At 52.2% G+C, this 25,063-nt stretch carries 30 protein-coding genes and 1 pseudogene; 19 read left to right on the top strand and 12 right to left on the bottom strand.

Features of this window, described 5'->3' with window-relative positions; translation table 11 throughout:
* Positions 1–52: 52 nt before the first annotated feature.
* From H7A79_RS04920 to H7A79_RS04870, 11 genes are all read right to left on the bottom strand, one after another.
* A complete protein-coding gene (locus tag H7A79_RS04920; protein WP_135033934.1) occupies positions 53–394 on the bottom strand; it encodes a hypothetical protein in 342 nt (113 codons plus the stop codon).
* 150 nt (positions 395–544) lie between these two features.
* Positions 545–730 (bottom strand): DUF192 domain-containing protein, encoded by a 186-nt coding sequence (locus tag H7A79_RS04915; RefSeq protein ID WP_214646417.1) that lies wholly within the window; start codon positions 728–730, stop codon positions 545–547.
* A complete protein-coding gene (locus H7A79_RS04910; RefSeq protein ID WP_434968551.1) occupies positions 681–842 on the bottom strand; it encodes a DUF192 domain-containing protein in 162 nt (53 codons plus the stop codon). The genes H7A79_RS04915 and H7A79_RS04910 overlap by 50 nt, the downstream gene beginning before the upstream one ends.
* Before the next feature lie 387 nt (positions 843–1,229).
* A complete protein-coding gene (gene nqrM / locus H7A79_RS04905) occupies positions 1,230–1,430 on the bottom strand; it encodes a (Na+)-NQR maturation NqrM (RefSeq protein WP_187001229.1) in 201 nt (66 codons plus the stop codon).
* Positions 1,431–1,479: 49 nt separating this feature from the next.
* Complete coding sequence (locus tag H7A79_RS04900; RefSeq protein ID WP_187001228.1) at positions 1,480–2,538, bottom strand: FAD:protein FMN transferase; 1,059 nt, start codon at positions 2,536–2,538, stop codon at positions 1,480–1,482.
* A gap of 85 nt (positions 2,539–2,623) precedes the next feature.
* A complete protein-coding gene (gene nqrF / locus H7A79_RS04895) occupies positions 2,624–3,847 on the bottom strand; it encodes an NADH:ubiquinone reductase (Na(+)-transporting) subunit F (protein ID WP_187001227.1) in 1,224 nt (407 codons plus the stop codon).
* Between the two features lie 12 nt (positions 3,848–3,859).
* A complete protein-coding gene (gene nqrE, locus H7A79_RS04890) occupies positions 3,860–4,456 on the bottom strand; it encodes an NADH:ubiquinone reductase (Na(+)-transporting) subunit E (RefSeq protein WP_135033938.1) in 597 nt (198 codons plus the stop codon).
* A gap of 3 nt (positions 4,457–4,459) precedes the next feature.
* Positions 4,460–5,086 carry an NADH:ubiquinone reductase (Na(+)-transporting) subunit D gene (locus H7A79_RS04885; RefSeq protein WP_135033939.1) on the bottom strand — a complete coding sequence of 209 codons (627 nt, stop codon included), beginning with the start codon at positions 5,084–5,086 and terminating at the stop codon, positions 4,460–4,462.
* Positions 5,087–5,088: 2 nt separating this feature from the next.
* Positions 5,089–5,853, bottom strand: coding sequence for a Na(+)-translocating NADH-quinone reductase subunit C (locus H7A79_RS04880; protein WP_135033940.1), 765 nt, complete (start codon positions 5,851–5,853; stop codon positions 5,089–5,091).
* A complete protein-coding gene (locus tag H7A79_RS04875; protein WP_135033941.1) occupies positions 5,840–7,078 on the bottom strand; it encodes an NADH:ubiquinone reductase (Na(+)-transporting) subunit B in 1,239 nt (412 codons plus the stop codon). Before H7A79_RS04875 ends, H7A79_RS04880 begins: the two co-directional genes overlap by 14 nt.
* Positions 7,079–7,080: 2 nt before the next feature.
* Positions 7,081–8,424 carry a Na(+)-translocating NADH-quinone reductase subunit A gene (locus H7A79_RS04870; RefSeq protein ID WP_187001226.1) on the bottom strand — a complete coding sequence of 448 codons (1,344 nt, stop codon included), beginning with the start codon at positions 8,422–8,424 and terminating at the stop codon, positions 7,081–7,083.
* A 534-nt stretch (positions 8,425–8,958) separates the two neighbouring features.
* Between H7A79_RS04870 and H7A79_RS04865 the strand changes: the two genes are divergently transcribed.
* On the top strand, positions 8,959–9,861 hold the full coding sequence (locus H7A79_RS04865) for a tyrosine-type recombinase/integrase (RefSeq protein ID WP_135033943.1): 903 nt from the start codon (positions 8,959–8,961) through the stop codon (positions 9,859–9,861).
* A 145-nt stretch (positions 9,862–10,006) separates the two neighbouring features.
* Here the strand turns inward: H7A79_RS04865 and H7A79_RS04860 are convergent, their stop codons facing one another.
* Complete coding sequence (locus tag H7A79_RS04860; RefSeq protein WP_187001225.1) at positions 10,007–10,690, bottom strand: transposase; 684 nt, start codon at positions 10,688–10,690, stop codon at positions 10,007–10,009.
* Between the two features lie 131 nt (positions 10,691–10,821).
* Here H7A79_RS04860 and H7A79_RS04855 point away from each other — a divergent pair, with 131 nt between their 5' ends.
* The 18 genes and pseudogenes from H7A79_RS04855 to ispG all read left to right on the top strand — a co-directional run bounded on the left by H7A79_RS04855 (position 10,822) and on the right by ispG (position 25,055).
* Complete coding sequence (locus tag H7A79_RS04855; protein ID WP_187000808.1) at positions 10,822–11,028, top strand: hypothetical protein; 207 nt, start codon at positions 10,822–10,824, stop codon at positions 11,026–11,028.
* Positions 11,025–12,350, top strand: coding sequence for a replication initiation factor domain-containing protein (locus H7A79_RS04850; protein ID WP_187000621.1), 1,326 nt, complete (start codon positions 11,025–11,027; stop codon positions 12,348–12,350). Before H7A79_RS04855 ends, H7A79_RS04850 begins: the two co-directional genes overlap by 4 nt.
* Before the next feature lie 54 nt (positions 12,351–12,404).
* Positions 12,405–12,701 carry a hypothetical protein gene (locus H7A79_RS04845; RefSeq protein ID WP_187000622.1) on the top strand — a complete coding sequence of 99 codons (297 nt, stop codon included), beginning with the start codon at positions 12,405–12,407 and terminating at the stop codon, positions 12,699–12,701.
* A 3-nt stretch (positions 12,702–12,704) separates the two neighbouring features.
* Positions 12,705–12,902: a hypothetical protein gene (locus tag H7A79_RS04840; protein WP_434968539.1), complete on the top strand. Its 198-nt coding sequence runs from the start codon at positions 12,705–12,707 to the stop codon at positions 12,900–12,902.
* 78 nt (positions 12,903–12,980) lie between these two features.
* Positions 12,981–13,199: a major capsid protein gene (locus H7A79_RS04835; RefSeq protein WP_187000623.1), complete on the top strand. Its 219-nt coding sequence runs from the start codon at positions 12,981–12,983 to the stop codon at positions 13,197–13,199.
* Entirely contained in the window at positions 13,196–13,273 is a 78-nt protein-coding gene (locus H7A79_RS04830; protein ID WP_353663637.1) for a hypothetical protein, read from the top strand. Before H7A79_RS04835 ends, H7A79_RS04830 begins: the two co-directional genes overlap by 4 nt.
* A 3-nt stretch (positions 13,274–13,276) precedes the next feature.
* Positions 13,277–13,528, top strand: a complete 252-nt coding sequence (locus H7A79_RS04825) for a DUF2523 family protein (RefSeq protein WP_187000624.1) — start codon at positions 13,277–13,279, stop codon at positions 13,526–13,528.
* Between the two features lie 144 nt (positions 13,529–13,672).
* Positions 13,673–13,876, top strand: a complete 204-nt coding sequence (locus H7A79_RS04820) for a zonular occludens toxin domain-containing protein (protein WP_246407983.1) — start codon at positions 13,673–13,675, stop codon at positions 13,874–13,876.
* 48 nt (positions 13,877–13,924) lie between these two features.
* On the top strand, positions 13,925–14,665 hold the full coding sequence (locus H7A79_RS04815) for a hypothetical protein (protein ID WP_246407985.1): 741 nt from the start codon (positions 13,925–13,927) through the stop codon (positions 14,663–14,665).
* A 736-nt stretch (positions 14,666–15,401) separates the two neighbouring features.
* A pseudogene (locus H7A79_RS04810) lies at positions 15,402–16,352 on the top strand (IS110 family RNA-guided transposase).
* A 635-nt stretch (positions 16,353–16,987) separates the two neighbouring features.
* Positions 16,988–18,148 (top strand): cytochrome-c peroxidase, encoded by a 1,161-nt coding sequence (locus H7A79_RS04805; protein ID WP_187001224.1) that lies wholly within the window; start codon positions 16,988–16,990, stop codon positions 18,146–18,148.
* Between the two features lie 128 nt (positions 18,149–18,276).
* Positions 18,277–19,080, top strand: coding sequence for a DUF4198 domain-containing protein (locus H7A79_RS04800; RefSeq protein ID WP_187001223.1), 804 nt, complete (start codon positions 18,277–18,279; stop codon positions 19,078–19,080).
* A gap of 118 nt (positions 19,081–19,198) precedes the next feature.
* Complete coding sequence (zapE, locus tag H7A79_RS04795) at positions 19,199–20,350, top strand: cell division protein ZapE (RefSeq protein WP_187001222.1); 1,152 nt, start codon at positions 19,199–19,201, stop codon at positions 20,348–20,350.
* 117 nt (positions 20,351–20,467) lie between these two features.
* Positions 20,468–20,893: a nucleoside-diphosphate kinase gene (gene ndk, locus H7A79_RS04790; protein ID WP_135033949.1), complete on the top strand. Its 426-nt coding sequence runs from the start codon at positions 20,468–20,470 to the stop codon at positions 20,891–20,893.
* A gap of 130 nt (positions 20,894–21,023) precedes the next feature.
* Positions 21,024–22,130, top strand: a complete 1,107-nt coding sequence (gene rlmN, locus H7A79_RS04785) for a dual-specificity RNA methyltransferase RlmN (protein ID WP_187001221.1) — start codon at positions 21,024–21,026, stop codon at positions 22,128–22,130.
* Between the two features lie 2 nt (positions 22,131–22,132).
* Entirely contained in the window at positions 22,133–22,897 is a 765-nt protein-coding gene (gene pilW / locus H7A79_RS04780) for a type IV pilus biogenesis/stability protein PilW (RefSeq protein WP_187001220.1), read from the top strand.
* Positions 22,897–23,787, top strand: a complete 891-nt coding sequence (locus H7A79_RS04775; protein WP_187001219.1) for a helix-turn-helix domain-containing protein — start codon at positions 22,897–22,899, stop codon at positions 23,785–23,787. The genes pilW and H7A79_RS04775 overlap by 1 nt, the downstream gene beginning before the upstream one ends.
* A complete protein-coding gene (gene ispG / locus H7A79_RS04770; RefSeq protein ID WP_135033953.1) occupies positions 23,784–25,055 on the top strand; it encodes a flavodoxin-dependent (E)-4-hydroxy-3-methylbut-2-enyl-diphosphate synthase in 1,272 nt (423 codons plus the stop codon). The genes H7A79_RS04775 and ispG overlap by 4 nt, the downstream gene beginning before the upstream one ends.
* The last annotated feature ends 8 nt before the right edge of the window (positions 25,056–25,063 follow it).

Here is a 25,063-nt window from a genome sequence, read left to right as displayed (position 1 = left end):
CAGGCCGTCTGAAAAACAGTTTTCAGACGGCCTGTTTATTATCCCGATAAAATCAGATGGTAAAATAGATTGAATTGAATAAAGGCAAAGATTGGGCTGCAGAAAACATTGCCGAACGTTTGAAAATCACACAGTCTTGCCCTGCTTGGTAGGGGCTGTGTTGTTTGCATCCCGCCGCGTTGTAATGATGGTGAGCGGTGGCTGTCAGCATGCCTATCCGCTTTATATTTATTCCGCTACGGCATTGCGACAGTTTGCGGTTTTTTATAGAAAAATAAATGCAAACCGGGATAGGTTTTAGAGCGTCTCTTTTCATTTCCGTTACAGCATTGCTGCGTTTTAGTTCAAAGAGCGATTGTGCAAGCCACTGAAGCGGCAACAGAGTTGGTTCCATACTGTCTGCGGTTTTGCCTTGTGCCGAAATGAAGGGGTTCACGATAGCCGGGGTTTTTGGGCCGCTTTTTGTTTCGGGGTGGGTAAAAGTTTCAGGCCGTCTGAAAAATAATCCCGCCCCGTGCAGGCAGACGCGGCCTGTGCAGCGTTGTTAGCGCATTTGCTGAAACAGCTGCCCCTGCACATCTTCCAACCGCATGCCGGGGTGCACGCCGTGGCGTTTGAAGCAGCCCCGGTGCATTTCAAGCACATAGGCAACGGGCTTGGTTGAGCAGTGGTTTTGCCCGCTAAACGGCTGCATATCGGCCAAATTGACGATGGTGCCGTCTGCTGCCACAAAAGCCGCCGTTAAAGGCAGGGGGTGTGTTCTTCATCCAAAAGCATTGTATGGCCGTTTGCGGAAAAACAAACAGCATACCTTCATCGGCAGGCATGTCTGTGCGGTGCATCAGACCGGTTTGGCGCTGGTGGTAGGTGCTTGCCAGCTGCACCTCCATGTAGGCTTTGCCGGCCTGCAAGCGGGTGTGCGGCAAATCTTTTGCGGCACGCCTGTGGCAACCGCTTGTGCCCGGGCTGGCTACTGCTGTCGAGGCCAGCACGCAGGCGGCAAGCCCTGCGATGCGTGCATAGCCCTCCGGTGTTTGGAGGAACAGGCTTTGCATGTTTTTGTATTCATGGGAAGCTGCCCGTCTCTATCTTGAATGCAATATGTACCGAACAGCGGCTGAAAGCTTCCTGCACAGCCGGCAGCCGCACGGTTGGGGGCGGGGGGGGGGGGAACTATAAGAGCCTGTTTGCTGTTTCGGTGCAGGTTTGCGGCGTTTGGCAACGCCATGTTACGGAGCCGCTTTTTGCTGTTTGGCCGATTCGGCTTTGCGGCGCGCGCACGGTGTGTCGCAATCGCAGACTTTTTCCATGCCGAGTGCGGAAATGCCGCCGCAACTGCCTTTGATTTCGCGGCGTGTGAATATGTAGCCCAGTGCCATGCTGAGAATCACCAGCAGAAAAAAGCAGAAGGTGATGAAGAAGATTGTCATGGTGTGATCCTTTTTGTGGGGGGGGCCTTTGTTATGGCCTTTGCAGCGGCTATTTTACTATTTCTTTGAAAGCGGGGGACATTTCGGTTTTAAAACCATCGGCGGTTTTGATGATCAGAAACACCGCCCAACGGTTTTTTTCGGCAATGGCCAGCGCTTTTTCTTCGCCTAACACAAAAAGGCCGGTGGCGAGGCCGTCGGCGGTAACGGCGTTGTCGGCCACCACGCTCACCGAGGCCAGATGATGGCGGACAGGCTGTTTGCTTTCGGGGTCGATGATGTGCGAAAGCCGCTTGCCCGCTGCATCGGTGCGGAAGTTGCGGTAGTCGCCCGAGGTGGCAAGCGAGCGGTTGTTTAACGGCACAATAATTTGCGCGGCCTGCTGCCGAGCAAACTGCGGCTGCTCGATGCCCACGCTCCAAGCTTTGTTGTTTTGATTTCTGCCTCTGGCGCGCAATTCTCCGCCGATTTCGACCAGATAGTTTTCGATGCCGGCGTTATCGAGATACTGCGCCAGTTTGTCCACGGCGAAGCCTTTGGCAATGGCAGACAAGTCCAGATAACCCCCATCGGCCTGTTTGCTTAAATAGGCGCTGTTTTCAGACGGCCTGTTGGTTTCCAGCCGGATTTTGTCTATGCCCACCTGCTGTTTTGCGGTGCTGATTTGTTGGGCAGTCGGTGCACGGATCACGCTTTTGTCCGGCCCGAATCCCCACAGATTCACCAGCGGGCCGATGGTGACATCGAGGCCGCCTTCGGTGAGGGCGTGCAGGCGCAATGCTTCTTGAACCACAGCGGCAAAGTCGGCGGAAACCGACATGCCTTCGCCGGCTTTGAGGCGGTTGAAGCGGCTGATTTCGGAGTCGGCCAAATAGGTGGACATCTGCCGGTTGATTTCCTGCAGAATCTTGTTGCAGCCGGCTTGGATTTGTTGGGGGTCGGGCAAAGGCTCTTTGGAATCGGCAAGGTATTTGACCGTGTAGGTGGTGCCCATGGTTTCTCCGCTCGCGGTGGCCGTTGCCGGTGCCCCGCCACAGGCGGAAAGGACACCCAGCGTAACCAGCAGCCCGAGCAGCCGGAGAATAGATTTTTTTGTATGGCAAAGCATGGTGGTTTCTTTAAGGTAGAACAATGATACAGGCCGTCTGAAATATTTTCAGACGGCCTGATAGGTTTGCTGCCGTATGGCAACTTTAGCCGCCGAAGTCGTCTAACAAGATGTTTTCGTCTTCCACGCCTAAATCTTTCAGCATTTTAATCACTGAGGCATTCATAATCGGCGGGCCGCACATATAGAATTCGCAGTCTTCCGGGGCTTCGTGGTTTTTGAGGTAGTTTTCATAAATCACGTTGTGGATAAAGCCGGTGTAGCCGTCCCAATCATCGCCGGGTTGCGGGTCGGAAAGGGCAACGTGCCATTGGAAGTTGTCGTTTTCGGCTTGCAGCGTGTTGAAATCTTCCACATAAAACATTTCGCGTTTGGAGCGGGCACCATACCAAAAACTGATTTTACGCTTGGATTTCAAACGTTTGAGCTGGTCGAAAATATGCGAGCGCATCGGAGCCATGCCTGCGCCGCCGCCGATAAACACCATTTCGGCATCGGTGTCTTTGGCGAAAAATTCGCCGAAGGGGCCGGAAATAATCACTTTGTCGCCGGGTTTGAGCGACCAGATATAAGACGACATTTGGCCGGGCGGCACATCGGGGTTGTTGGGCGGCGGGGTGGCAATCCGCACATTGAGCATGATGATGCCTTTTTCTTCGGGATAGGAAGCCATCGAATAGGCGCGGACAATCGGCTCGTTTACTTTGGAAACATAGCGCCACAGGTTGAATTTGTTCCAATCTTCGTGATATTGCTCGGGAATGTCGAAGTCTTTATAGGCCACAGTGTGCGGTTCGGCTTCGATTTGGATATAGCCGCCGGCGCGGAAGGGCACTTCTTCGCCTTCGGGAATCGCCAGTTTCAGCTCTTTGATGAAAGTGGCCGTGTTGTCGTTGGAAATAACGGTGCATTCCCATTTTTTCACGCCGAACACTTCCTCGGGCAGGGCGATGTCCATATCGCTCTTCACATTGACCTGGCACGACAGCCGGCAGCCTTCTTTGGCTTCGCGCTTGCTGATATGGGAAAGTTCGGTGGGGAGAATGTCGCCGCCTCCGCTTTTGACCACCACTTTGCATTGACCGCAGGAACCGCCTCCGCCGCATGCGGACGACACGAAAATGCCTTTGCCCGACAGCGCGCCCAGCAGTTTGCCGCCGGCTGGAACAGTGATGGTTTTGTCATCTTCACCGTTGATGGTGATGGTGATGTCGCCCGAGCTCACCAGTTTGGATTTGGTCAGCAGAATCATCACGGCCAAGGCCAAAATGATGACGGTGAACATCACGATGCCTAAAATGATTTCCATGCGCGCCGCTCCTTATAACTGTATGCCGGAAAATGACAGAAAACCCAAAGCCATCAGGCCGGCGCTGATAAACGTGATGCCGAGCCCGCGCAGCCCTTTGGGCACATCGGCGTATTTCAGTTTTTCGGTGATGCCGGCCAGCGCCACAATCGCCAGCATCCAGCCCAAGCCCGCGCCGGTGCCGTAAACGATGGATTCGGTGAAGTTGTAGTCGCGCTGAACCATAAATGACACGCCGCCGAAAATGGCGCAGTTTACCGTAATCAGCGGCAGAAAAATCCCCAACGCGTTATAGAGTGCGGGAAAGTATTTGTCCAAAACCATTTCCAGAATCTGCACAATGGCGGCAATCACGCCGATAAAGGTGATAAAGCGCAGAAAGGTTAGGTCTACACCCGGCATGAGGGCACCGTCTTTCAGCACCAGCGAATAGACCAATTGGTTGGCCGGCACCGAAATCGCCAGCACCACGGTAACGGCTACGCCCAAACCGAAAGCGGTGGAGATTTTTTTGGATACGGCTAAAAACGTACACATGCCCAAGAAAAAGGAGAGCGCCATATTTTCGATAAATATGGATTTCACAAAAATGCTCAGATAGTGTTCCATGAATTATTCCTCCGCCTGTTCGGGTTTCCAAGTGCGCAGACCCCAGATAATGAAGGCGATGATAAAGAATGCGCTGGGTGCAAGCAGAAACAGGCCGTTGGCCTGATACCAGCCGCCGTCTTGAACGGTTTGCATGATGGTGGTGCCGAACAGCTTGCCCGAACCTACCAGCTCGCGGATAACGGCCACAATCACCAAAATCACGCCGTAGCCGAAGCCGTTGCCCAAGCCGTCAATCAGGCTTTCGAGCGGCGGCTCTTTCATGGCGAAGGCTTCGGCGCGCCCCATCACGATGCAGTTGGTGATAATCAGGCCGACAAACACCGACAGCTGTTTGGACAATTCATAGGCAAAAGCCTGCAACACTTGGTCGACCAGCGTAACCAGCGAAGCGATAATGGCCATCTGAACGATGATGCGCACGCTGTTGGGAATGTAGTTGCGGATGAGTGAAATGAAAAAGCTCGAAAAACCGGTTACCAACGCTACTGAAATTGCCATTACCACGGCGGTTTCCAGCTTGGTGGTTACGGCCAGCGCGGAACATACGCCGAGAATCTGCAAGGCAATCGGGTTGTTTTTCACAACCGGAGAAAACATGAGTTCTTTCAAACGTTTTGTATCAGCCATGATTATTCTCCTGCTTTGATTTTAGCCAGATAGGGGCCGAAGCCGTTTTGACCGAACCAATAATGAAACGAACCCTGCACGCCTTTGGTGGTCATGGTGGCGCCGGAGAGACCGTCCACACCGTGTTCTTTGTCGGAAGAGGCACCTTTGCCGATGCGGATGGCGACACCGCCCTGATCGTTATACAGTTTTTTGCCTGCAAAATGCTTTTGCCACAGCGGATTGGCAATTTCGCCGCCCAAGCCTGCGGTTTCGCCCTGCTCGTAATAGGTGAGGCCGTTAATGGTGTTGCCGTCCGGGCGGACTGCAACAAAGCCGTACATCACCGACCATAAACCGCTGCCATGCATGGGCAGGACGATTTGGCCGGTTTTGCCGGAATCGTCTTTAATCAAATACACTTCGGCGTATTTGGCGCGGGTTTGAATGCCTGCCGAATCTTCTTCGGGCTTGATTTTTATACTGTGCTGCGGATCTTTGGCGGCGGCGCGGGCATCGAAATCTTTCATGCCTTCTACATACTCGCCGGTAGCCAAATCTACGATGCGCGGCTCGACACGCTCGGCATACACTTTAGGCACATCGAGGCCGTCTGAAAGCAGGCCGGCGGCGCCCAAAATATTTCTCTGTTTGTCGAGCAGCTTTTTCTCGTTTTGGGCGGGTTTCAAACCCACCGCGGCACCTGCCACGATAACCGAACACAGCAGGCTGACGGCAACCACCACCGCCAGCGTGCCGCCGAAGCTGTCTTTATCAAACTTGGCCATTGCGGATCCTCCTGCGTTTGATATTTGCCTGGGCAACAAAATAATCCAAAATCGGCGCGAACAGGTTGGCAAACAGAATAGCCAACATCATGCCTTCGGGATAGGCGGGGTTGACCACGCGGATCAAAACGCACATCATGCCGATAAGGCCGCCGTACCACCATTTGCCGGCATTGGTAAACGAAGCGGAAACCGGGTCGGTGGCCATAAACAGCATACCGATGGCAAAGCCGCCCAATACCATATGCCAATACCACGGCATAGAAAACATCGGGTTGGTGTCTGAGCCGATGGCATTAAACAGCAGCGAAGTGGCCACCATGCCGATCATCACGCCGGCAATGATGCGCCAAGATGCAATACGGCAAAACACAATCATCAGGCCGCCGATAATCAGTGCCAATGTGGAGACTTCGCCCATCGAGCCGGGCAGATTGCCGATAAAGGCATCCATCCAGGCAAGTGGCTCTCCGGTGATTTCGTTTTTCAGGCCGTCTGAACCCGCAACTGCCCATTGGGAAAGCGCGGTCGCTCCCGAAAAGCCGTCTGCTGCCGTCCAAACGGCATCGCCGGAAATCTGGGCGGGATAGGCGAAAAACAGAAAGGCGCGGCCGGCCAGCGCGGGATTCATAAAGTTTTTACCCGTACCGCCGAACACTTCCTTGGCTACAACCACGCCGAACGTGATGCCCAGCGCAGCCTGCCACAGCGGCAGGGTGGGCGGCACGATTAGGGCAAACAGGATTGAGGTAACGAAAAAGCCTTCGTTGATTTCGTGTTTGCGGATAACGGAAAACAGGACCTCCCAAAAACCGCCCACGGCGAACACCACCGCATAAATCGGCAGAAAGAATACCGCACCCAGCGAGAGTTTGCTGAAAATGCCGGCATCGGCACCCAAATTGATGCCCAGCCAATGCGCCAGCGCATAATGCCAGTCGGCGGCGATGTTTTGTTCCAGCAGCCCCATATGGTTGACGGCGGCAACCGATTGCGCACCAACGTTATACATGCCGTAGAACATGGCCGGAAACAGTGCAATCCACACCATAATCATCATGCGCTTTGAATCGAGTGCATCGCGGATATGCGAGGATTTGCGCGTTACCGTGCCGGGCGTGTATAACAGGGTGGCCACTGCCTCATAGAGCGGATACCATTTTTCGAGTTTGCCGCCCGGCAGGAAATCGGGTTCGATTTTTTCAAAAAAATGTTTCAATCCCATATTCAGCCTTCTTTCTCAATCTTATCCAGCACATTGCGCAGCAGCGTGCCGTATTCGTATTTGCCCGGGCAGACGAAACTGCACAGTGCCAAATCTTCCTCGTCCAGCTCCAAACAACCCAAAGCCTGTGCGCTGTCGGTATCGCCGACAATCAAATCGCGCAGCAGCAGGGTAGGCAGGATATCCAGCGGCATCACGCGCTCGTAGGTGCCGATGGGCACCATCGCACGTTTGCCGCCATTGACGGCCGATGTGAAATCAAACAGCTTGTTTTTTAAGAAATGGCCGAGAGTGGTGCGGGTAACCGTGTATTTGCCGGCACTGGGCACCACCCAGCCGAACAGCTCTTTGACACGGCCTTCGGCAATCACCGAAATCTGGTTGTGGTAGCGGCCCAGATAATCGTGCGCTCCGACGGCGGCAGCGCCGCTGAGCACCGAGCCGGAGATCACGCGGTTTTCGCCGTCTTTCAATTCGCCCGCCGTCAGGTCGGAGATTTTCGCGCCCAAAACGGTGCGCAACAGGCGCGGCTGTTTGACTTGCGGGCCGGCCAGCGACACCACGCGCGAAACGTCTAATTCGCCGGTGGCAAACAGATGGCCGATGGCGATAACGTCTTGATAGTTTACCGTCCACACTGTTTTGCCGGCACCAACCGGTTCGATAAAGTGGATATGGGTGCCCGGCAAGCCGGCCGGATGCGGGCCGCCGAATTCGTGAACGGCGATATTGCGGCCGTCTGAAACCGGAATATCGGCGCCGGCGGCTTTGCAGACATGGATTTTATTGGCGGTGAGGCGGCTCAGAACCAATAAGCCGCGGGTGAAATCATCGGCGCGTTCCCGAATCACGATTTGCGGGTCGGCACAGAGCGGGTTGGTGTCCATCGCATTGACGAAAATAGCGGCAGGCTCGGCATCGGCGGCAGGCACTTTGCTGAAAGGGCGGGTGCGCAATGCCGTCCATAAGCCTGAGGCAAGCAGGTTGCGGCGGATTTCTTCACCGCTCAAACGCTCGAGGGCTTCGGGGGAATAGTGGTCGAATGAAACCTGCTCATCGCCCTCCACGGCAATCACCACCGATTGCAATACCCGTTTTTTGCCGCGGTGGATGGCGGCAACTGTGCCTGGGGCCGGAGCGGTAAACACCACGCCCGGGTTTTTCTTATCCTCAAACAGCACTTGGCCTTTCTTAACTTTGTCGCCTTCCTGAACCTTCATAGAAGGGCGCATACCCACATATTCTTCGCCGAGTACGGCCACTTCGCTGACGGCGGCGCCCGGGTAGATGGTTTGTTCCGGCCGGCCTGCAATCGGCAGATCCAGCCCTTTTTTAATTCTAATCATGGTTTCGCACCAACGTTGTATCAGATTGATGAAACACGGGCCGGTATGGTGAATCCGCCTGCCCCGCTGCGGTGTTGCTGCGCCTTAGCTTAAAAGAGCACCATTATGCAGGCTCCTAAAACGGCAGCCAAACCGGTTTTGGCAACTGCTGCCGGCTGCAGCTTGCGCCCTGCATGGAAAATGCGTGAACGGCTCATTACCGGGCAGAAAGGGATTGGGAGGCCGTCTGAAAACCAACCTGCAACCGCCCGATAAAACACAACTGCCAAAGCCGCCGTTGTCGGCACCTTTATTGATTCCGAGCTGCGGCAAAACCGCCGTATGCCGTGTATTTCCGCCCCGTTTGCCGCGCTGTATCGGGAAATCCGGCGGTTTGGTAAAGGCTGCTTTCTGTTAAAATGTAAACAGGAAAGCATTTTGATTTTACCTAAATCATACACTTGTTACCACGGTTTTCATTGGAAAAATTTATTTTTCTATAAAAATCAAAATTTTGATTGAAATATTTTATCTTTTCAGACGGCCTTCGATACCATGTTTCCCGAACAGTTTGCCAATCATTGCAATCTTTATTTAAATACGCTGGCGCAGCAGGGGAAGTCGCCGCACACCGTGGCTGCCTACCGCCGCGACCTGATACAGCTTCAAAAACTGCTGCCGCCCGATGCAGGCGGTGAAACCCTGCACCGCCGCTATTTTGTTGCGGCTTTGAAAAAACTGTCGCAACTGGGCGCACACCAGCGCAGCATAGCGCGCAAACTGTCGGTTTGGCGGCAGTATTGCGGCTGGTTGGAGCAGCAGGGTTTGCTGGCGGCAGACCCCACAGAAGGTTTGAAAGCCCCCCGGCAGCCGGAGCGTCTGCCTAAGGCGGTCGAGCAGGAAACGCTCAACACCCTGCTCGACAACGGTTGCGGCGAGGGGCTGTTAAGCGTGCGCGATCATGCTTTGTTCGAGCTGATGTATGGTAGCGGCCTGCGCGTGGCCGAGGTGCACGGATTGGATATGCAGGATATTCTGCTGGAAGAGGGCTGGGTGGGGGTAACCGGGAAGGGCGGCAAACAGCGCCGCGTGCCTTTGGGCAGTAAAAGTATCGAAGCCGTTCGGGCATATCTGCCGCAGCGGGCGGCAGCAGGCGGCGAAACCGCGCTGTTTACCGGCAGAACAGGCCGCCGCCTGAGCATACGCCAGATTCAAAACCGCCTGCGCGATTGGGCGTTGCGCCACGGCAGCCCGCAGCATATTTCGCCGCATATGTTGCGCCACAGTTTCGCCAGCCATCTGCTGCAGTCGGCACAGGATATCCGCGCAGTACAGGAACTGCTCGGCCACAGCCGCTTATCGACCACGCAAATCTACACCAAACTCGATTTCGATCATTTGGCCAAAGTTTACGATGGCGCGCATCCGAGGGCGAAGCGTAAATTAAATAAAGCGTGATGCAGCGTTGTTTGATGGGAAATTTTTTCACCATCAAACAACCAAAGATAGTGTATTTAGTGTCAATGCCGTTGATGTATTCTTTCGGCAACAACCAAGCCGTGCCCTGCTTTTGTAGGGCATTTTTCTGTTTGGTATTGTTAATTTATGCTGTTAATCCGTAACGGGTTTTGTCGTATTCCGTTTGGTTTTTCAAAATGTGGAAAGCGATAGTCAAGAGCTTTCGCATAATTGCAACAATGATGAGTTTCGGCGGTTTTTTCCCGGCTTTCAGACGGCCGATAAAGGCGGGAAAGGCGTTCATGCGGTAGGCGGCCGATGCGGGCATGTATAGGGCTGCCCTTAAGTCGGACTTGCCTACCTTTGAAATCCGTTCTTTGCCGTTTACGCTTGTTCCCGGCTGATGCCGTTTTGGACCCAAACCGAAATAGGCGGCCAGTTGGGCAGCGGTATCAAAGCGTGATGTTATGGTCGAGAGCAAAACGGCGGCGGTGTTTTCGCCTATGCCCGTTATGGTTTTCAGGCGTTGGCGGTTTTCGCTGTATCGCGGGTTTGATGAATAGAACGCCTGCAAATCTGCCTTTACCTGTTGTATTTGGCTGGTCAGATTCTCAATCGTTTGCTGTATATGGCCTTTCAGGTAACCGGGGGCGGTTTGACGTTTGTTTTGTTCGGCGGCGCGCAAACGCTTCAGTCTCGATAGGTAGCGTGTCAGTTCCTGCAGGTGTCTTTGTTCGGACGGCTGCGGCTGCCATGCTTCGGGATTCATGGCCTTGCAGTATCGTGCGATGAGTTTTGCGTCTTGTTTGTCGGTTTTGCTTCTTTGCAATATAGCGTTTGCGAAGCCGTCTGAAACAGCTTTTTCAGACGGCCTTATATATTGCACCCCAACAAAAGGGGTGTATTTTTACATTATACCCCTTGACAAATCGGAACAACAGAATTTTTCAGGGGTCTGAAATGTCATCAGCCTACTACACCGTAACACCCGAACCCGAACTTTTCCCCAAATCCTACATCGTCCGCATTTTTAAAGACGACAATCCGAGCCGTACTGTCTGTTTTCCTATCTGCAATCCTCTGAACCGTGTCAAAACCGTCAATCAGGCTTGCGAATACGGGCGTTTGGCCGTGCGCCAAATCATGGATAGGGAGTCTGCCGAATGATTAGCCAAGACAAAGCAAAAAAAGCGCGTGAAGCCGTATTTGGTGGCGGCGGCTTTGCGACGCGCCAAAGGCGGCTTCATGCGCCGGTATGGCGCCCCCCTTATCTAACAGGGGGGGGAGCAGAAACGGCAGCGGCCGTAAGCGCGGAGCAGGAAGCGTTTGAAAAATACACCCACTTTCTGACCGATTCCAAAGGCCGTCTGCTGGAAATTCCGTTAAGACGCGGTAAGGCAGATTCTGCCTTTATCGACCAAATCAGTTTTTCAATCCACGAAGATACTTTGTCGCTGCTGGCCGGTTATCCGCTCGTTTCCGATGATGAATATATTGTCCGTGCATCAATGGCGTTAAACGATATTTTCGGCTTCGGCATTACCGAAAAAGCCAAACATACGGGTGGGCGTTTCTATGATTCCTGCTGGCTGATGGGAACCGATAACGCCCAATACGGGCGCGTCCACTTCGGCGGCCAAAACAACACCATGCTGATAGAGCTTACCGCCACCGGCTGCAATGCCGCTTCAGACGGCTGGGAATCCCGCCTTTACCGGTTCATCACCCAAGCCGTTCGCCCGAAGATTACCCGCATCGATATTGCCAAAGACTTTTTCAACGGCGAATACACGCCCGAACAGGCCAAAGCCGACCGGCTGGCGGGCAAGTTCACCAATCACCGCATGATGCCCGATGGCGAATCGGTCGGTACCGATTGGGAATCCAACAACGGCAAGGGCAAAACCTACTATGTCGGCTCGCGCGAATCGTCCAAATACGTTCGCGTGTATGAAAAAGGCAAACAGTTGGGCGACAAACAAAGCCCGTGGGTGCGTTTTGAAATCGAATTCAAAGCCAAAGATATTGTTATTCCCTTTGAAGTGCTGACCGTGCCGGGCGAATACTTCGGCGGGGCCTATCCCATTTGTTCACAGTTTCAAGAGAAAGCCCAACGGATTGAAACCGTTAAAAAGGTACTCGATCTGACTTTCGAACGCTGTATTGAAGTCGCCCGAAACCAAGTCGGGCGCGCTATCAATGCCGCCAAATCCATGTTTCCGAACAAACAGCCTGCCGAAATACTGGCTATGTTCGAACCCGAACACGATTTATTGCCCAAGCGTTTGAGTATGGAAAACTACGCGGCCAAATTCAATCACGCACCCGCCGTTCATGAAGATGAAGGCCGTCTGAAACCGGGTGAATCCGCCCAAATGCTGGTTGAAATGGCATTGGAACAGAAACGCAAAATGACCAAGCTGATTTCAGACAAGCACGAAGAAGATTATTTGGCTTGGGCGTATCACCAATATTCCGGCAAGTTTTAAAAGGCAGAACGCTGCCGCCTGAAAGTGCAGTGTATTTATGAAAGGAAAACCATCATGCAGATGCAGATTCAAGGTCAAATTATGGGTGTAAAGCGCTTCAACGGCCAAATAGACGGCAAAACCTTTGATTACTGCCGCGTTATCGTCTCCACTCCGCTTGATGCGAGTCAGGGCAACGCTTTAGGCAGCTCGGCATCGGAATACGACTACGGCGGCTCTATTAACTTTGAACAGTTCAAAGGCGCATCATTTCCCTTTGAAGCCGATTTAAACGTTGAGCTGGTAACCAACGGCAAAAGCCAAAAACTGAAAATCATCGGTTTTCGGCCAAGAACACAAAGCAAAGGTTAAACCATGACGATAACCCGCGTTTATGTAGTGCAGTCTCGGGAAACAGGGGATTTCCTATACCCGTCTGATACGGGTGATGTGGGTCATACGCCGTTTATCAACCAAGCGGGCTTTTTCTTCGACAGAAACGAAGCCGTGGAAACCGCATTAGAAGAGATAGGCGACAACTTTATCGTCTTTGGTTTTATGACTGAAATGTAAAAGATTCAGGCTCGGCGGGCGGTCTGACTGCCTTTAAAAGCCCGCGCACACTTTTTTAACTCACTTAAAGGAAATATCATGAAAGCAATGAATATTGCCCGTAAATATGGCGCAAAAACTGCCGTTGCCGTGCCAATGGGTGTTTTGCCCGCTTTGGCAATGGCCGAAGTTCCCGAAGCCATTACTACGGCTCTCTCTACTGCCCGTTCAGATGCCTTGCAGGTTGGCGGTATCGTTTTGGGCATCATCGCTGTGATTTTTGCCCTGATGCCGGGCTGTGCCGTTTTGCCGAAATGATATGTTTTCTTGTAATAGGTCTCGCTTCAATATCGGCGGCTTATATCATGTTTTCAGGTCTCAAAAAGGATTAAACAATGCCTGCATTCCTTATTCCCGCGCTCGGCTTAACTTTCGTAACCTACGGCGGCTATATGGTCGGATTGAACTGGCTGAAAGAATACATCGTTACCCATTTTGAAAACATGCCCTCCGCCGTATTCCGGCTTGTCATCATGGCAGGTTTCGGTCATGCACTCGGTATCATTTTTTGGGCTTATGTGTTCAATATCACAATGGCAGGCATAAACAAACTTTCCTTCATGCCTAGTGGCGGGAATGGTAAATGATTATTCTGCAAACAGGCGTTCCCGGTTCGGGCAAAACCGCATCAATCGTGAATATGTTGCTGTCCGATGAATCCTATACCCACTTTACCGACAAAGACGGTCAAAAGAAAAAAACGCCCGCTTTTTATCAACGGTATTCCCGAATTGGCCATAGAACATCAGGAGCTTTCAGACGGCCAAATCAAAGAGCAAGGATTACAAGACTTTCTGCCCTACGGCCCGCTCGTTATCATAGACGAAGCGCAAAGATTAATGGGAACCCGCTCGGCTGCTTCAAAAGTTCCTGAGTTCATCGAAAAGCTGGCGCTTCACCGTCATCACGGCCTTGATATCGTGCTGATAACGTAACATCCCAGCTTTCTTGATTCGTTCGTGCGTAAACTGGTTCAGCGACATATGCATATCAGCATCAAACCCGTTGGCCGAAAACTTTATGAATGGAACGAATGCGTTGATCAGCCCGATAATGCAACCAATATTGCCCGCGCCATCGAAAGAAGTTTTGTGCTGCCAAAAAAAGCATTCGGCCGGTACAAATCGGCGGAAGTACACACCAAGCCTAAACGGCGCATTCCCAAAAGCCTAGTGTTTCTTATAATCTTTCTGCCGCTGCTGATCGGTTTCACCGCCTATACTGTAATCAAGATGGGCAAACGCTATTCAGGACAAAGCGAAGATATTCAGGCTGCCGCCGTTTCTGCTGAATCCCTCGCATCACCGCCCCCGTCTGCCGAATATTCCACATCGGCGCAAGGCCGAAGCCTCACACCTGATTTATATGTGCCTACGCTGGCCGAAAAGCCCGAAAGCAAGCCCCTTTATGATAGTGTGCGGCAGGTAAAAACCTTTGAGCGCGTGGCCGCCTGTATTTCGGGTGGTGATAGCGGCTGTACCTGTTATTCGGATCAGGCTACGCCGCTGAAAGAAGTAAGCACCGAAATGTGCAAAGACTACGTTAAAAACGGCCTGCCGTTCAATCCCTACAAAGACACCGCAAACGCCCCATACACGCCGTCTGAAACCGCGCAAGGGGGTAGCCCTGCATCAGGCGGAGAAGTGCCGGTAATGGGCGGAAAAAGCCTGCCAAACCTGATGTATGACGGCTATGTCGAAGCAGGAGAACAGTTCAGGCCGTGAAACCGCAAAAAGGCCGTCTGAAAACGATTCAGACGGCCTTTGTTTGGCGGGTCTCGCTATTGACTAATCAGCATCAACACCGCTAAAATAAACCGCGTGTCAATATTGACCGTTAAAAGCAGTTTTCCCTTAGCGAAGAGTATTTTAAACTGCATTTTAAGCCTTTCAAAGTTGTTAAACGATGACGGGCAATGCCAAAATCCCCGCGCCAACGGGGATTTTTGCTATTCCCCGCCCTGCTTGGTTCAAATTGTCAATCATTCAAAATCAAATCATAACGTTTCCTTTCCGTTTCAGTTGTTTAAATCGCGTGGCCGTTTGCTTGATCACAAACATTATTAATATCTTCCTCTCTGCTTGTTTCTCTGCTCTGCCCCCGCGCCTCTAGGTGGTTTCGGTTCGGGCGGGGAAAAATGTCTAGTGAAGCTGTATGAATACCCCTTGCAGGATTTTTTATACCCTTTTCAAATCGCATCAAACCCACGGCCGATGCGGCGCAAGATAAGATAAAAAAAACCAGCGCAACGGGTTAGTTCCGCTAACGTTTGGCAGATGAAACAAACCCGATTAAAATTTCCCTGCGGCCCGGATTAGCTGCCCGCACCGCAAAGCCCCGACTTCGCAAGTACGGCCGATGTTCAAAACATGTCCCAAAGATTGAAGCGGGGGCTTACCCCAATCATCAAGCTTGAACACTATCTAAGGCGCAAAGCCCGCATTGATAAGGTAAAACACCATGTACTTGGGAATAGACGTGAGCAAAGTAACCATAGACTGCCGTCTGATTTCAGACGGCTTTTTTTACGAACACCGATTCGGAAACAGCCCCACAGGTTAAGCCGAGCTGAAAGCATGCTAAACGGCCATAACGCCAACCCAAGCCTGCACTGCTGCTGCGAAGCAACGGGAACCTGCTATAGACCGCCGGCCGAATATCTCAACAGCCATTACAAAATGAGCGTGGACAACCCAAGAAAAATAAAAGGCTTCGCAAACGCCGTATTGCAAAGAAGCAAAACCGACAAACAAGACGCAAAACTCATCGCCCGCTACTGCAAGGCCATGAACCCCGAAACATGGCAGCCGCAGCCGTCCGAACAAAAACAGCTTCAGGAACTGACCCGCTATATAGCTCGCATCAAAAAACAACGGGCGGCAGAACTGACCAAGTATCAAACAGCCCCCGATTACTTGAAACGGCACATAAAGGCAACGATAGACTACTTGAGCCGCTATTTGCAGACGCTTAAAAAAGACTTGCAGAGCTTTTACAAAGCCAATCCCGATTACGACAAAAACCGCCAACGCCTGAAAACCATCACAGGCATAGGCGAAAACACCGCCGCCGTTTTGCTCTCGACCATAACATCACGCTTTGATACCGCTGCCCAACTGGCCGCCTATTTCGGTTTGGGTCCAAAACGGCATCAGCCGGGAACAAGCGTAAACGGCAAAGAACGGATTTCAAAGGTAGGCAAGTCCGACTTAAGGGCAGCCCTATACATGCCCGCATTGGCCGCCTACCGCATGAACGCCTTTCCCGCCTTTATCGGCCGTCTGAAAGCCGGGAAAAAACCGCCGAAACTCATCTATTGTTGCAATTATGCGAAAGCTGGTAACCATCGCTTTCTACATTTTGAAAAACCAAACAGAATACGACAAAACCCGTTGCGGATTAACAACATAAATTAACAATGCCAAACAGGCAAATGCCCCGCAAAAGCAGGGCACGGCTTGATTGTTGCCGAAAGAATACATCAACGGCATTGACACTTTCACACACTATCTTTGGTTGTTTTGTGTCCGGCAGAATGCCATCGGTTGCCCGGTTTGGCAAAACTCTCTTTCATTTCTGTAACGGCAGTGCCGCACATCAGTTTAAAGGGAATGATGCCGCAAGCCGTCCGAGCGCCGCAGAACCGCTGCAGAACCGCAGAAGCAGTGCCGTATCGCCGGTGCTGTTTTCTGCTTGCTGCCGGTGCCGGCAATGAAAGGAGGGGATAGCCGCCCTGTAGAAACCGGTGCCGTGCGTGCAGTGGCGGATATAAACAAAGCAAGTAAGGCGGGCAGGTGCCGCCATGATTTTCCAACGGGGGTGGCAGCAGCGTTTCAGACGGCCTTTAAGTTAAGATAAGAGCAATGTGTTTGCGCAAATATTTCTTTATAAATTTTATCGACATCATTATTAAAAGCAATGAAGCGTTAAATTATTGATGTTGCGCAAATCCGATGGGCAACGACACTTTTATACTGCCTGCAACCATAAGCCCATTATGGCGAAAAAAAAGCATAACCAAAATAATTGTTAAAAAAGGAATCACCATGAAACATGTTCTCAAAAAAGGCGGGCTGGCGTTGGCTGTATTGCTGGCGCTTGCGGCCTGCCAGGGAGAAGGGCAGCAGGGGCAGGCTTCGGCACCGGAATCTGCTCCGGCTGCGGCTTCCTCAGTTTCCGCTGCCGCCGCGCCCGACAACAGCAACGCTTCGCCTGAAGACCAAGAGCTGTTAAAGCAGGCGCAGTCGCTGTTCCAACCGTTGCCCGATGAGGCGGAAATGCAGAAGGCACACCCGTTTACCGCAGAGCAGGTGAAGCTTGGCCGCCAGCTTTGGTATGAACCGCGTCTGTCGCGCGGCAACACGGTAAGCTGTAACTCTTGCCATAACCTGGCCACGGCAGGTGTGGACAATCTGCCAACTAGCCCCGGCCACAAAGGTACGTTTGGTGCGCGCAATTCTCCCACGGCTTTGAATGCCGCGCTGCTGGGCAGCCAGTTTTGGGACGGGCGTGCCGCCACAGTGGAAGAGCAGGCCGGCGGCCCGCTGCTCAATCCGGTGGAAATGGCCAATACCGATGAAGCATCGGTCGAGAAAAAAATTGCCGCAATTCCCGAATACCGCGATATGTTTAAAGAAGTTTATGCGCAAACAGACGGCGCGGTAACGTTTAAAAACATCACAGAAGCCATTGCCGCTTTCGAGCGTACGCTGCTTACGCCTACCAAATGGGACGATTATCTCAAAGGCAATATCAACGCACTTAACGAAACCGAGCGCAAGGGTGTGCGTTCGTTTATCAATAACGGCTGTATCGCCTGCCATAAAGGTGTGTCGCTGGGCGGCGATTCGTTCCAGAAATTCGGCCTGGTTAAGAGCCCGTATTGGCAGTTTACCGGCAGCAAAAACCAAGATGAAGGCCGCTTTGAAGTAACCAAGTCAGAAAACGACAAATTCGTGTTCCGCGTTCCCGGCCTGCGCAATGTTGCCCGCACCTATCCTTATTTCCACGATGGCAGCGTGTGGGAGTTGGATAAAGCAGTCAGCATCATGGGCGAAGCACAACTGGGTAAACAACTTCCAAAAGAAGATGTTGATGCCATTGTGGCGTTTTTGAACACCCTGTCCGGATCGGTGCCCGAGTCTGCCCGCACCGTGCCCGAGCTGCCTGCACACAGCGCGCTGGAAGGCCGTCCGAACAACCAATAATCTGAGCAGCCGTAAGCACTCAAACCGAAAGGCCGTCTGAAACGTTTCAGACGGCCTTGGTTTGTTTTTTATATGTTATACTATAACAAAATCTTTCCTGTCTATATTTTCAACCAAGCGAGAAAACTATGAAAAAAACAGCCTTATTTGCCTTGATGGCGTTGTTTTGCTCAACTGCCGCCCAAGCCCACCGCGTGTGGGTGGAAACTGCGCATACGCACGGCGGCGAAATCCTGAAGGCCGAATTGGGATACGGTGAGTTCCCCGATATGGAGCTGATTGCTCAAGAGCGCCTGCACATTTTCAGCAAACCTATGCAGCTTATCACCGAGAAAGGAAAAGAAGATTTGGTGCAGAAAGGGCAGTATAACTATCAATACCAAAGCAAAAAGCCCGTGAAAGAGGGCAGCTATTTGGTTACCGCCGAATACCGGCCTACTTTTTGGTCGAAAAATAAAGCCGGTTGGAAGCAGGCCAGTATCAGAGAAATGTCTGATGCCGATTATTGCGAACAAACGCGTATGTATGGCAAAAATATTGTCAATGTCGGCCATGAAAGCGCCGATACTAAAATCATCACCCGCCCGGTGGGACAGGGTTTGGAGATTGTGCCGCTGGACAACCCCGCCAATGTGCATGTGGGCGGGCGCTTTAAGGTGCGGGTGCTGTTTAACGGCGAACCGCTGCCGGGTGCTGCTGTTACCGCCACGTTTGACGGCTTTGACACCGGTAGCCGCAGCAACCATAAAGTGGAAGCACAGGCGTTTTACGATAAAACCGGCGATGACGGCAGTGTAGATATCATCCCGCTGCGCCAAGGTTTCTGGAAAGCCAGTGTTGAGCATAAAATTGATTTTCCTGATCCGAAAATCTGCGGGAAACAGGCAAGCTATACTACGCTCACATTCCAAATCGGCCATCAGGCACACTAAACGCAGCATGATTGCCGGCCACAACCGTTTTCAGACGGCCTCTGTTTTAAGAAACATTTGGAGGCCGTCTGAAATCCTTTATAATGAGTTAATATTGATCGATATAAATGTTATCTAGATGAACAATAACGAAAACCGCTTTGTTCCGCCCGACTTCGGCAACCACAGCCCGCTCACCTGGTATCAGGCCGCCTCGGAGCAGCCCGCGTTTATCCGTAATGCAGCCCAAGCCAAAGCCATCGAATATCTCGACCGGTTGTGGACCGAATTAATGATGTTCAAACGCAAACGCAACCGTTTTTTGGGCCGCAGCCTGCGCTCGCCGCAACTGCCCAAGGGGCTGTATTTTTATGGCGGAGTGGGGCGCGGTAAGAGCTTTCTGATGGATGTGTTTTACGGCTGCCTGCCTTACCGCCGCAAACGCCGCGTACACTTCCACGCCTTTATGGCCGAAGTGCACCGGCGTATGAAAGCCTTGAAAAGCGAAACGAACCCGCTCAAAGCTGTGGCTGCGGAAATTGCCGGAGAAACCCGTGTGTTGTGTTTCGATGAATTTCACGTCAGCGATATTGCCGATGCCATGATTTTGGGGCGTTTGCTGGAAAGTCTGTTTGAAGGCGGCGTGGTGTTGGTGGCAACCTCCAACTACGCACCTTCCGAACTTTATCCGCAAGGGCAAAACCGTAGCAGCTTTCTGCCCACTATTGAGCTGATTGAAAGCAAACTCACGGTTCTCAATGTGGACGGCGGCGAAGACTACCGCCTGCGCACTTTAAAACCCGCCGAGGTGTTTTATGTGCCCGACAACGGAGAAAACGAAGGCAGGCTGGCCTCGTTGTTTGCCCAGGTGGCGCACGGAAAAACCAAAAATCCCCGCCCGATTACCATAAACGGGCGCGAACTGATGTGTAACGCGCAAGACGGCAAAGCCATCTGGTTCGACTTCCGTGCCCTGTGTTTCAGGCCCCGCTCGCAGGCCGATTATCTTTATTTGGCCGAACGCTACGAAATGGTGTTTGTGTCGGGCATCGAAAAGCTGAGCGAAGCCGAAAAAGCAGAGGCACGCCGCCTCACTTGGCTGATAGACGTGTTATACGACTTCCGCGTTAAATTTTGCGCTACCAGCGAAGTTCCCGCCGAAGAGATCTATGTGGAAGGCGACTTCGCCCATGAATTCGTGCGCACTGTCAGCCGTATGGTGGAAATGCAGTCGGAAGAATATCTGGCGCTGCCCCATTTAACGCTCGGCAAAAAAAATGCCGGTATTTAACAAAATATTGGCAGAGTTTGATAAAATACGCGCCCCGATTTTTGTTTAAATCAATCAAGAATAAAAAAAGCAGGCGTTTCTGTCTGTTGGGAAATTTCATTAATTAAAGGATTTTTCATGGCTATCGAACGTACCATTTCCATCATCAAACCCGATGCAGTTGCCAAAGATGTGATCGGCCAAATCTACAGCCGTTTTGAAAACAACGGCCTGCGCATCATTGCCGCCAAAATGAAACACTTGAGTACCAAAGAAGCCCAAGATTTCTACGCTGTGCATAAAGACCGCCCGTTCTTTGCCGACCTGGTTGCCTTCATGACCGGCGGCCCCGTGATGATTCAGGTGCTCGAAGGTGAAAACGCCGTAGTTAAAAACCGCGAACTGATGGGCGCCACCAACCCGAAAGAAGCAGCAGCCGGCACCATCCGTGCCGATTTCGCCGAATCTATCGATGCCAATGCCGTGCACGGTTCCGACAGCCTGGAAAACGCCGCTAAAGAAATTGCCTATTTCTTCAGCGAAAGCGAAATCTGCACCCGCTAAGCGGACATGCAACTCTTCGGGCTGTCTGAATATTTTCAGACGGCCTGAAGTTTAGCTTTTAAATGGCAGCTTTCTGCAGAGCTTGCCGAAAAGTTATGATAAAGCTTTCATTTAAAAGCCTGTGGCGAACATGAAAACCAATCTGCTGAATTTCGATTTAAACGGGCTGACCGAACATTTCGCAAAAATGGGCGAGAAGCCTTTCCGTGCCAAACAGGTGATGCGCTGGATACATCAGGCCGGCGCTGCCGGTTTTGATGACATGACCGACCTGGCGAAATCTTTACGCATCAAGCTGCAAGAGCAGGCCGAAGTGGTCGTACCTGCTTTAATGGCCGCTCAAGAATCTTCAGACGGCACCCGGAAATGGCTGCTTGATGTGGGAACCGGCAACGGTGTGGAAACTGTGTTTATTCCCGAAGCCGACCGCGGCACTTTGTGTGTTTCATCGCAAGTAGGCTGTGCATTGGAATGCACGTTTTGTTCAACCGGCAGGCAGGGGTTCAACCGCAACCTGAGTACCGCCGAAATCATCGGCCAATTGTGGTGGGCAAACAAAGCCATGGGCATCACCCCGAAAAATGAGCGGGTGATTTCGAATGTGGTGATGATGGGGATGGGCGAGCCTTTGGCCAATTTCGACAACGTAATTACCGCATTGGGCATTATGCTGGACGACCACGGCTACGGATTGTCGCGCCGGAGGGTAACGGTATCTACTTCAGGCATGGTGCCGCAGATGGACAGATTGCGCGATGTGATGCCGGTGGCGCTGGCCGTGTCGCTGCACGCCTCCAACGATGCTGTGCGCAACGAAATTGTGCCTCTGAATAAAAAATACCCGTTAAAAGAATTGATGGCAGCCTGCAGCCGCTATCTTGATAAGGCTCCGCGCGATTTCATTACGTTTGAATATGTGATGCTCGATGGTATTAACGACAAGGCACAGCATGCAAGGGAGTTAATCGAACTGGTACGCAACGTGCCGTGCAAATTCAACCTGATACCGTTCAACCCGTTTCCGAATTCGGGTTACGAGCGTTCGAGCAACGAAAACATCCGCGTATTTCGCGATATCCTGCAACAGGCAGGGTTTGTAGTTACCGTGCGCAAAACCCGCGGCGACGATATCGATGCCGCCTGCGGGCAGCTTGCCGGCCAAGTGAAGGATAAAACGCGCCGCCGGGAAAAATGGCAGCAGATTACCATACAATCTAAGGGAATTTTAAGGGGCTAGATATGAATACCAAAACAACAGCGGGAATCATGGCAATAATGTTGGCATTGAGTGCCTGCGCGGGCGGGGCATCGCAACCGACCGCACGTGAACGGGCAGAGCAGATATCGAACATTAAAACACAGTTGGCTGTGGAATATTTGCGCGGAAAAGATTACCGCCAGGCAGTCGGCAGTATTGATGAAGCATTGAAGGCCAATCCGAAAAACGAGAATGCTTGGCTGATTCGCGCCCAAATCTACCAATACTTGAAAGTGAACGACAAAGCGCAGGAGAGCTTTCAAAAAGCATTGTCGATTAAACCGAACAGTGCGGAAATCAATAACAATTACGGCTGGTTTCTCTGCAGTATTCAAAATCGTCCGAATGATGCACTGCCTTATTTCGATAAGGCTTTGGCCGATCCCACTTACCCTAACCCGCATATCGCCAATCTCAATAAAGGCATATGCAGCACCAAAATGGGGCAGTATTCCCTGGCAGAGGCTTATTTTGAACGGGCTTTGGCGGCCGATGCGCAGTTTTATCCCGTTTTGAAGGAAATGGCGCGTACCAAAATGCTGGCCGGCAATCTGAGCGGTGCCGACTATTATTTCCGCCAATATCAAAGCAAGGTTGATGCTTTGGGGGCAGACGACCTGCTTTTGGGTTGGCGTCTGTATAATACTTTAGGCAACACGCAGGCAGCCTACGAATACGAAGCGCAATTGCGTGCCAATTATCCCTATTCCGATGAACTGCAAACAATTACAACAGGACGTTTGTAATGACCGATAACCAGCAATTAGAACAACACCCCTCCAACAACGCTGCCGCCGAACTGGGTTTGAAGTTACGCCAAGTGCGAGAGCAGAAAGGTTATTCGATAGGAGAGGTTGCCGAACGCTTGAAGCTGTCGGCCCGCCAAATCGAAGGCTTGGAAAGCGGCAACTACGAAATGATGCCCGAGCTGGTGTTTGTGCGTGGTTTTTTGCGGACCTATGGTCGTTTTTTGGATTTAGACGATAACGAAGTCGCTGCATTTTTAGACCGAATCATGCCGCAGAACCGCAATAATCTGTATGCAGTTGACCGTAGCGGCAGCCATACTATGAATTATCGGCAAACCGAGGTAAAAAAATCGTTTCCCGCCTGGATTTTAGGAGTGCTGGCAGCGGTGGCTGTCGGCGGCGGTATTTATGCATGGCAGAGCAAATCCAATCAGGAATATGCCAAACAGAGCGATCATATGGAACGTCCGGAGCCGGCAGGCTCGGCAGCCGGCAATCTTCAGGCCGGCAATATTTCAGTGGTAGCAATGGACGGTGATGCTGCGATCTCTGCGGCCTCTGCTGCTTCTGCTCCGGCAACAGCCCAAGACAGTGTCGCGGCTTCGGAGCCTGCTCCTGCTTCCGGTTTAGTGCCGGTTGCCGCCGATGAATTGATGGTTAAGGTTTTATACCGCTCCAACCTGGTTATCAAAGACAAAAACGGTGCATTCGTTATCAACCGCATTGTGCCTGCAGGCAGCGAACACCGCTTCAGGGGCGGTGCGCCGTATGAAGTTTGGATTGGTTATTCTCTCGGTGCCACTGCCAATTACGGTGGGCGGGAAATCGCCGTGCGCCGGCACTTAACCGGTAAAACCACGTCATCTTTTACCGCAGGACAGCAATGAGCACCCCGACACTTATCCGCCGTCCAACCCACCAGGTCCGTATCGATCATGTAACCGTAGGTTCCGATGCGTCTGTTGTGGTGCAGTCGATGACCAACACCGACACTGCTGATGCCCAGAGTACGGCGCAGCAAGTGAAAGAATTGAGTGATGCCGGTTCGGAAATGGTGCGGATTACCGTAAACAGCCCTGAAGCTGCCGCCAAAGTGGCGGAAATCAGAAGCCGTTTGGATGATATGGGCTGCGATACACCATTGGTGGGGGATTTTCATTTTAACGGCGAGCGGCTGCTGCAAGAATTTCCCCATTGTGCCCGCGCGTTGTCAAAATACCGCATCAATCCCGGCAATGTAGGCAAAGGCGCGAAAGGGGACGAAAAATTTGCCTATATGATACGTACTGCCGCCGAACACGATAAGGCCGTGCGCATCGGCGTAAACTGGGGTTCGCTCGACCAAAGTCTTGCCCGGCGCATGATGGATGCCAATTCGGCCTCTGCTTCGCCCAAGCCGTCTGAAGAGGTTATGAAAGAGGCACTGATTGTATCGGCATTGGAATCTGCCCAAAAGGCGGTAGATTTGGGCCTACCTGAAAACAAAATCATTTTGTCGTGCAAGGTCAGTGCTGTACAGGATTTGATTCAGGTTTACCGCGATTTGGGCGCACGTTGCGCTTATCCTTTGCATTTAGGCCTAACCGAAGCAGGCATGGGCAGTAAAGGCATTGTTGCCTCGACTGCCGCGCTTGCGGTGTTGTTGCAGGAAGGCATAGGCGACACCATCCGTATTTCGCTCACCCCCGAGCCGGGCAGCCCGCGCACGCAGGAAGTGGTGGTGGCTCAGGAAATTCTGCAAACCATGGGGCTGCGTTCGTTTACGCCCATGGTTACCGCCTGTCCGGGCTGCGGACGTACCACCAGCACGGTATTTCAAGAGCTGGCGCGCGATATCCAGCAGTATTTGCGCGAAAGCATGACGGTTTGGCGCAACCGTTATCCTGGCGTAGAATCGTTAAATGTTGCGGTGATGGGCTGCGTGGTTAACGGCCCCGGTGAGAGTAAGCTGGCCGATATCGGCATCAGTCTGCCCGGTACGGGCGAAACGCCAGTTGCCCCCGTGTATGTGGATGGCGAACGCAAAGTTACGCTCAAAGGCGACAATATGGCCGCCGAATTCTTAGCTATTGTGCAGGAATATGTGGAAACCAATTATGGCGAAGGCGGTAAAAAACGTAACGGGAGCCGGGTGATTCCCATTCTATCGGTATAAAACCTGTC

The sequence above is a fragment of the Neisseria musculi genome (genome assembly GCF_014297595.2).
Lineage (GTDB): Bacteria > Pseudomonadota > Gammaproteobacteria > Burkholderiales > Neisseriaceae > Neisseria > Neisseria musculi.
The sequence above is the reverse complement of the archived record's forward strand: the minus strand, read 5'-3'. Positions and strand labels throughout refer to the sequence as shown.

Bases quoted from the DNA above. Each gene is read 5' to 3' on its own strand.
- H7A79_RS04845 (WP_187000622.1), top strand. From the start codon at position 12,405: ATGCAGATGCAGATTCAAGGTCAAATTATGGGTGTAAAGCGCTTCAAC.
- nqrF (WP_187001227.1), bottom strand. From the start codon at position 3,847: ATGGAAATCATTTTAGGCATCGTGATGTTCACCGTCATCATTTTGGCC.
- rlmN (WP_187001221.1), top strand. From the start codon at position 21,024: ATGAAAACCAATCTGCTGAATTTCGATTTAAACGGGCTGACCGAACAT.
- H7A79_RS04830 (WP_353663637.1), top strand. From the start codon at position 13,196: ATGATATGTTTTCTTGTAATAGGTCTCGCTTCAATATCGGCGGCTTAT.
- ispG (WP_135033953.1), top strand. From the start codon at position 23,784: ATGAGCACCCCGACACTTATCCGCCGTCCAACCCACCAGGTCCGTATC.
- H7A79_RS04865 (WP_135033943.1), top strand. From the start codon at position 8,959: ATGTTTCCCGAACAGTTTGCCAATCATTGCAATCTTTATTTAAATACG.
- zapE (WP_187001222.1), top strand. From the start codon at position 19,199: ATGAACAATAACGAAAACCGCTTTGTTCCGCCCGACTTCGGCAACCAC.
- H7A79_RS04920 (WP_135033934.1), bottom strand. From the start codon at position 394: ATGGAACCAACTCTGTTGCCGCTTCAGTGGCTTGCACAATCGCTCTTT.
- H7A79_RS04775 (WP_187001219.1), top strand. From the start codon at position 22,897: ATGACCGATAACCAGCAATTAGAACAACACCCCTCCAACAACGCTGCC.
- nqrM (WP_187001229.1), bottom strand. From the start codon at position 1,430: ATGACAATCTTCTTCATCACCTTCTGCTTTTTTCTGCTGGTGATTCTC.
- H7A79_RS04910 (WP_434968551.1), bottom strand. From the start codon at position 842: ATGCACCGCACAGACATGCCTGCCGATGAAGGTATGCTGTTTGTTTTT.
- H7A79_RS04855 (WP_187000808.1), top strand. From the start codon at position 10,822: ATGTCATCAGCCTACTACACCGTAACACCCGAACCCGAACTTTTCCCC.
- H7A79_RS04825 (WP_187000624.1), top strand. From the start codon at position 13,277: ATGCCTGCATTCCTTATTCCCGCGCTCGGCTTAACTTTCGTAACCTAC.
- H7A79_RS04800 (WP_187001223.1), top strand. From the start codon at position 18,277: ATGAAAAAAACAGCCTTATTTGCCTTGATGGCGTTGTTTTGCTCAACT.
- H7A79_RS04870 (WP_187001226.1), bottom strand. From the start codon at position 8,424: ATGATTAGAATTAAAAAAGGGCTGGATCTGCCGATTGCAGGCCGGCCG.
- H7A79_RS04885 (WP_135033939.1), bottom strand. From the start codon at position 5,086: ATGGCTGATACAAAACGTTTGAAAGAACTCATGTTTTCTCCGGTTGTG.
- H7A79_RS04850 (WP_187000621.1), top strand. From the start codon at position 11,025: ATGATTAGCCAAGACAAAGCAAAAAAAGCGCGTGAAGCCGTATTTGGT.
- pilW (WP_187001220.1), top strand. From the start codon at position 22,133: ATGAATACCAAAACAACAGCGGGAATCATGGCAATAATGTTGGCATTG.
- H7A79_RS04840 (WP_434968539.1), top strand. From the start codon at position 12,705: ATGACGATAACCCGCGTTTATGTAGTGCAGTCTCGGGAAACAGGGGAT.
- H7A79_RS04805 (WP_187001224.1), top strand. From the start codon at position 16,988: ATGAAACATGTTCTCAAAAAAGGCGGGCTGGCGTTGGCTGTATTGCTG.
- H7A79_RS04835 (WP_187000623.1), top strand. From the start codon at position 12,981: ATGAAAGCAATGAATATTGCCCGTAAATATGGCGCAAAAACTGCCGTT.
- H7A79_RS04875 (WP_135033941.1), bottom strand. From the start codon at position 7,078: ATGGGATTGAAACATTTTTTTGAAAAAATCGAACCCGATTTCCTGCCG.
- ndk (WP_135033949.1), top strand. From the start codon at position 20,468: ATGGCTATCGAACGTACCATTTCCATCATCAAACCCGATGCAGTTGCC.
- nqrE (WP_135033938.1), bottom strand. From the start codon at position 4,456: ATGGAACACTATCTGAGCATTTTTGTGAAATCCATATTTATCGAAAAT.
- H7A79_RS04815 (WP_246407985.1), top strand. From the start codon at position 13,925: ATGCATATCAGCATCAAACCCGTTGGCCGAAAACTTTATGAATGGAAC.
- H7A79_RS04900 (WP_187001228.1), bottom strand. From the start codon at position 2,538: ATGCTTTGCCATACAAAAAAATCTATTCTCCGGCTGCTCGGGCTGCTG.
- H7A79_RS04880 (WP_135033940.1), bottom strand. From the start codon at position 5,853: ATGGCCAAGTTTGATAAAGACAGCTTCGGCGGCACGCTGGCGGTGGTG.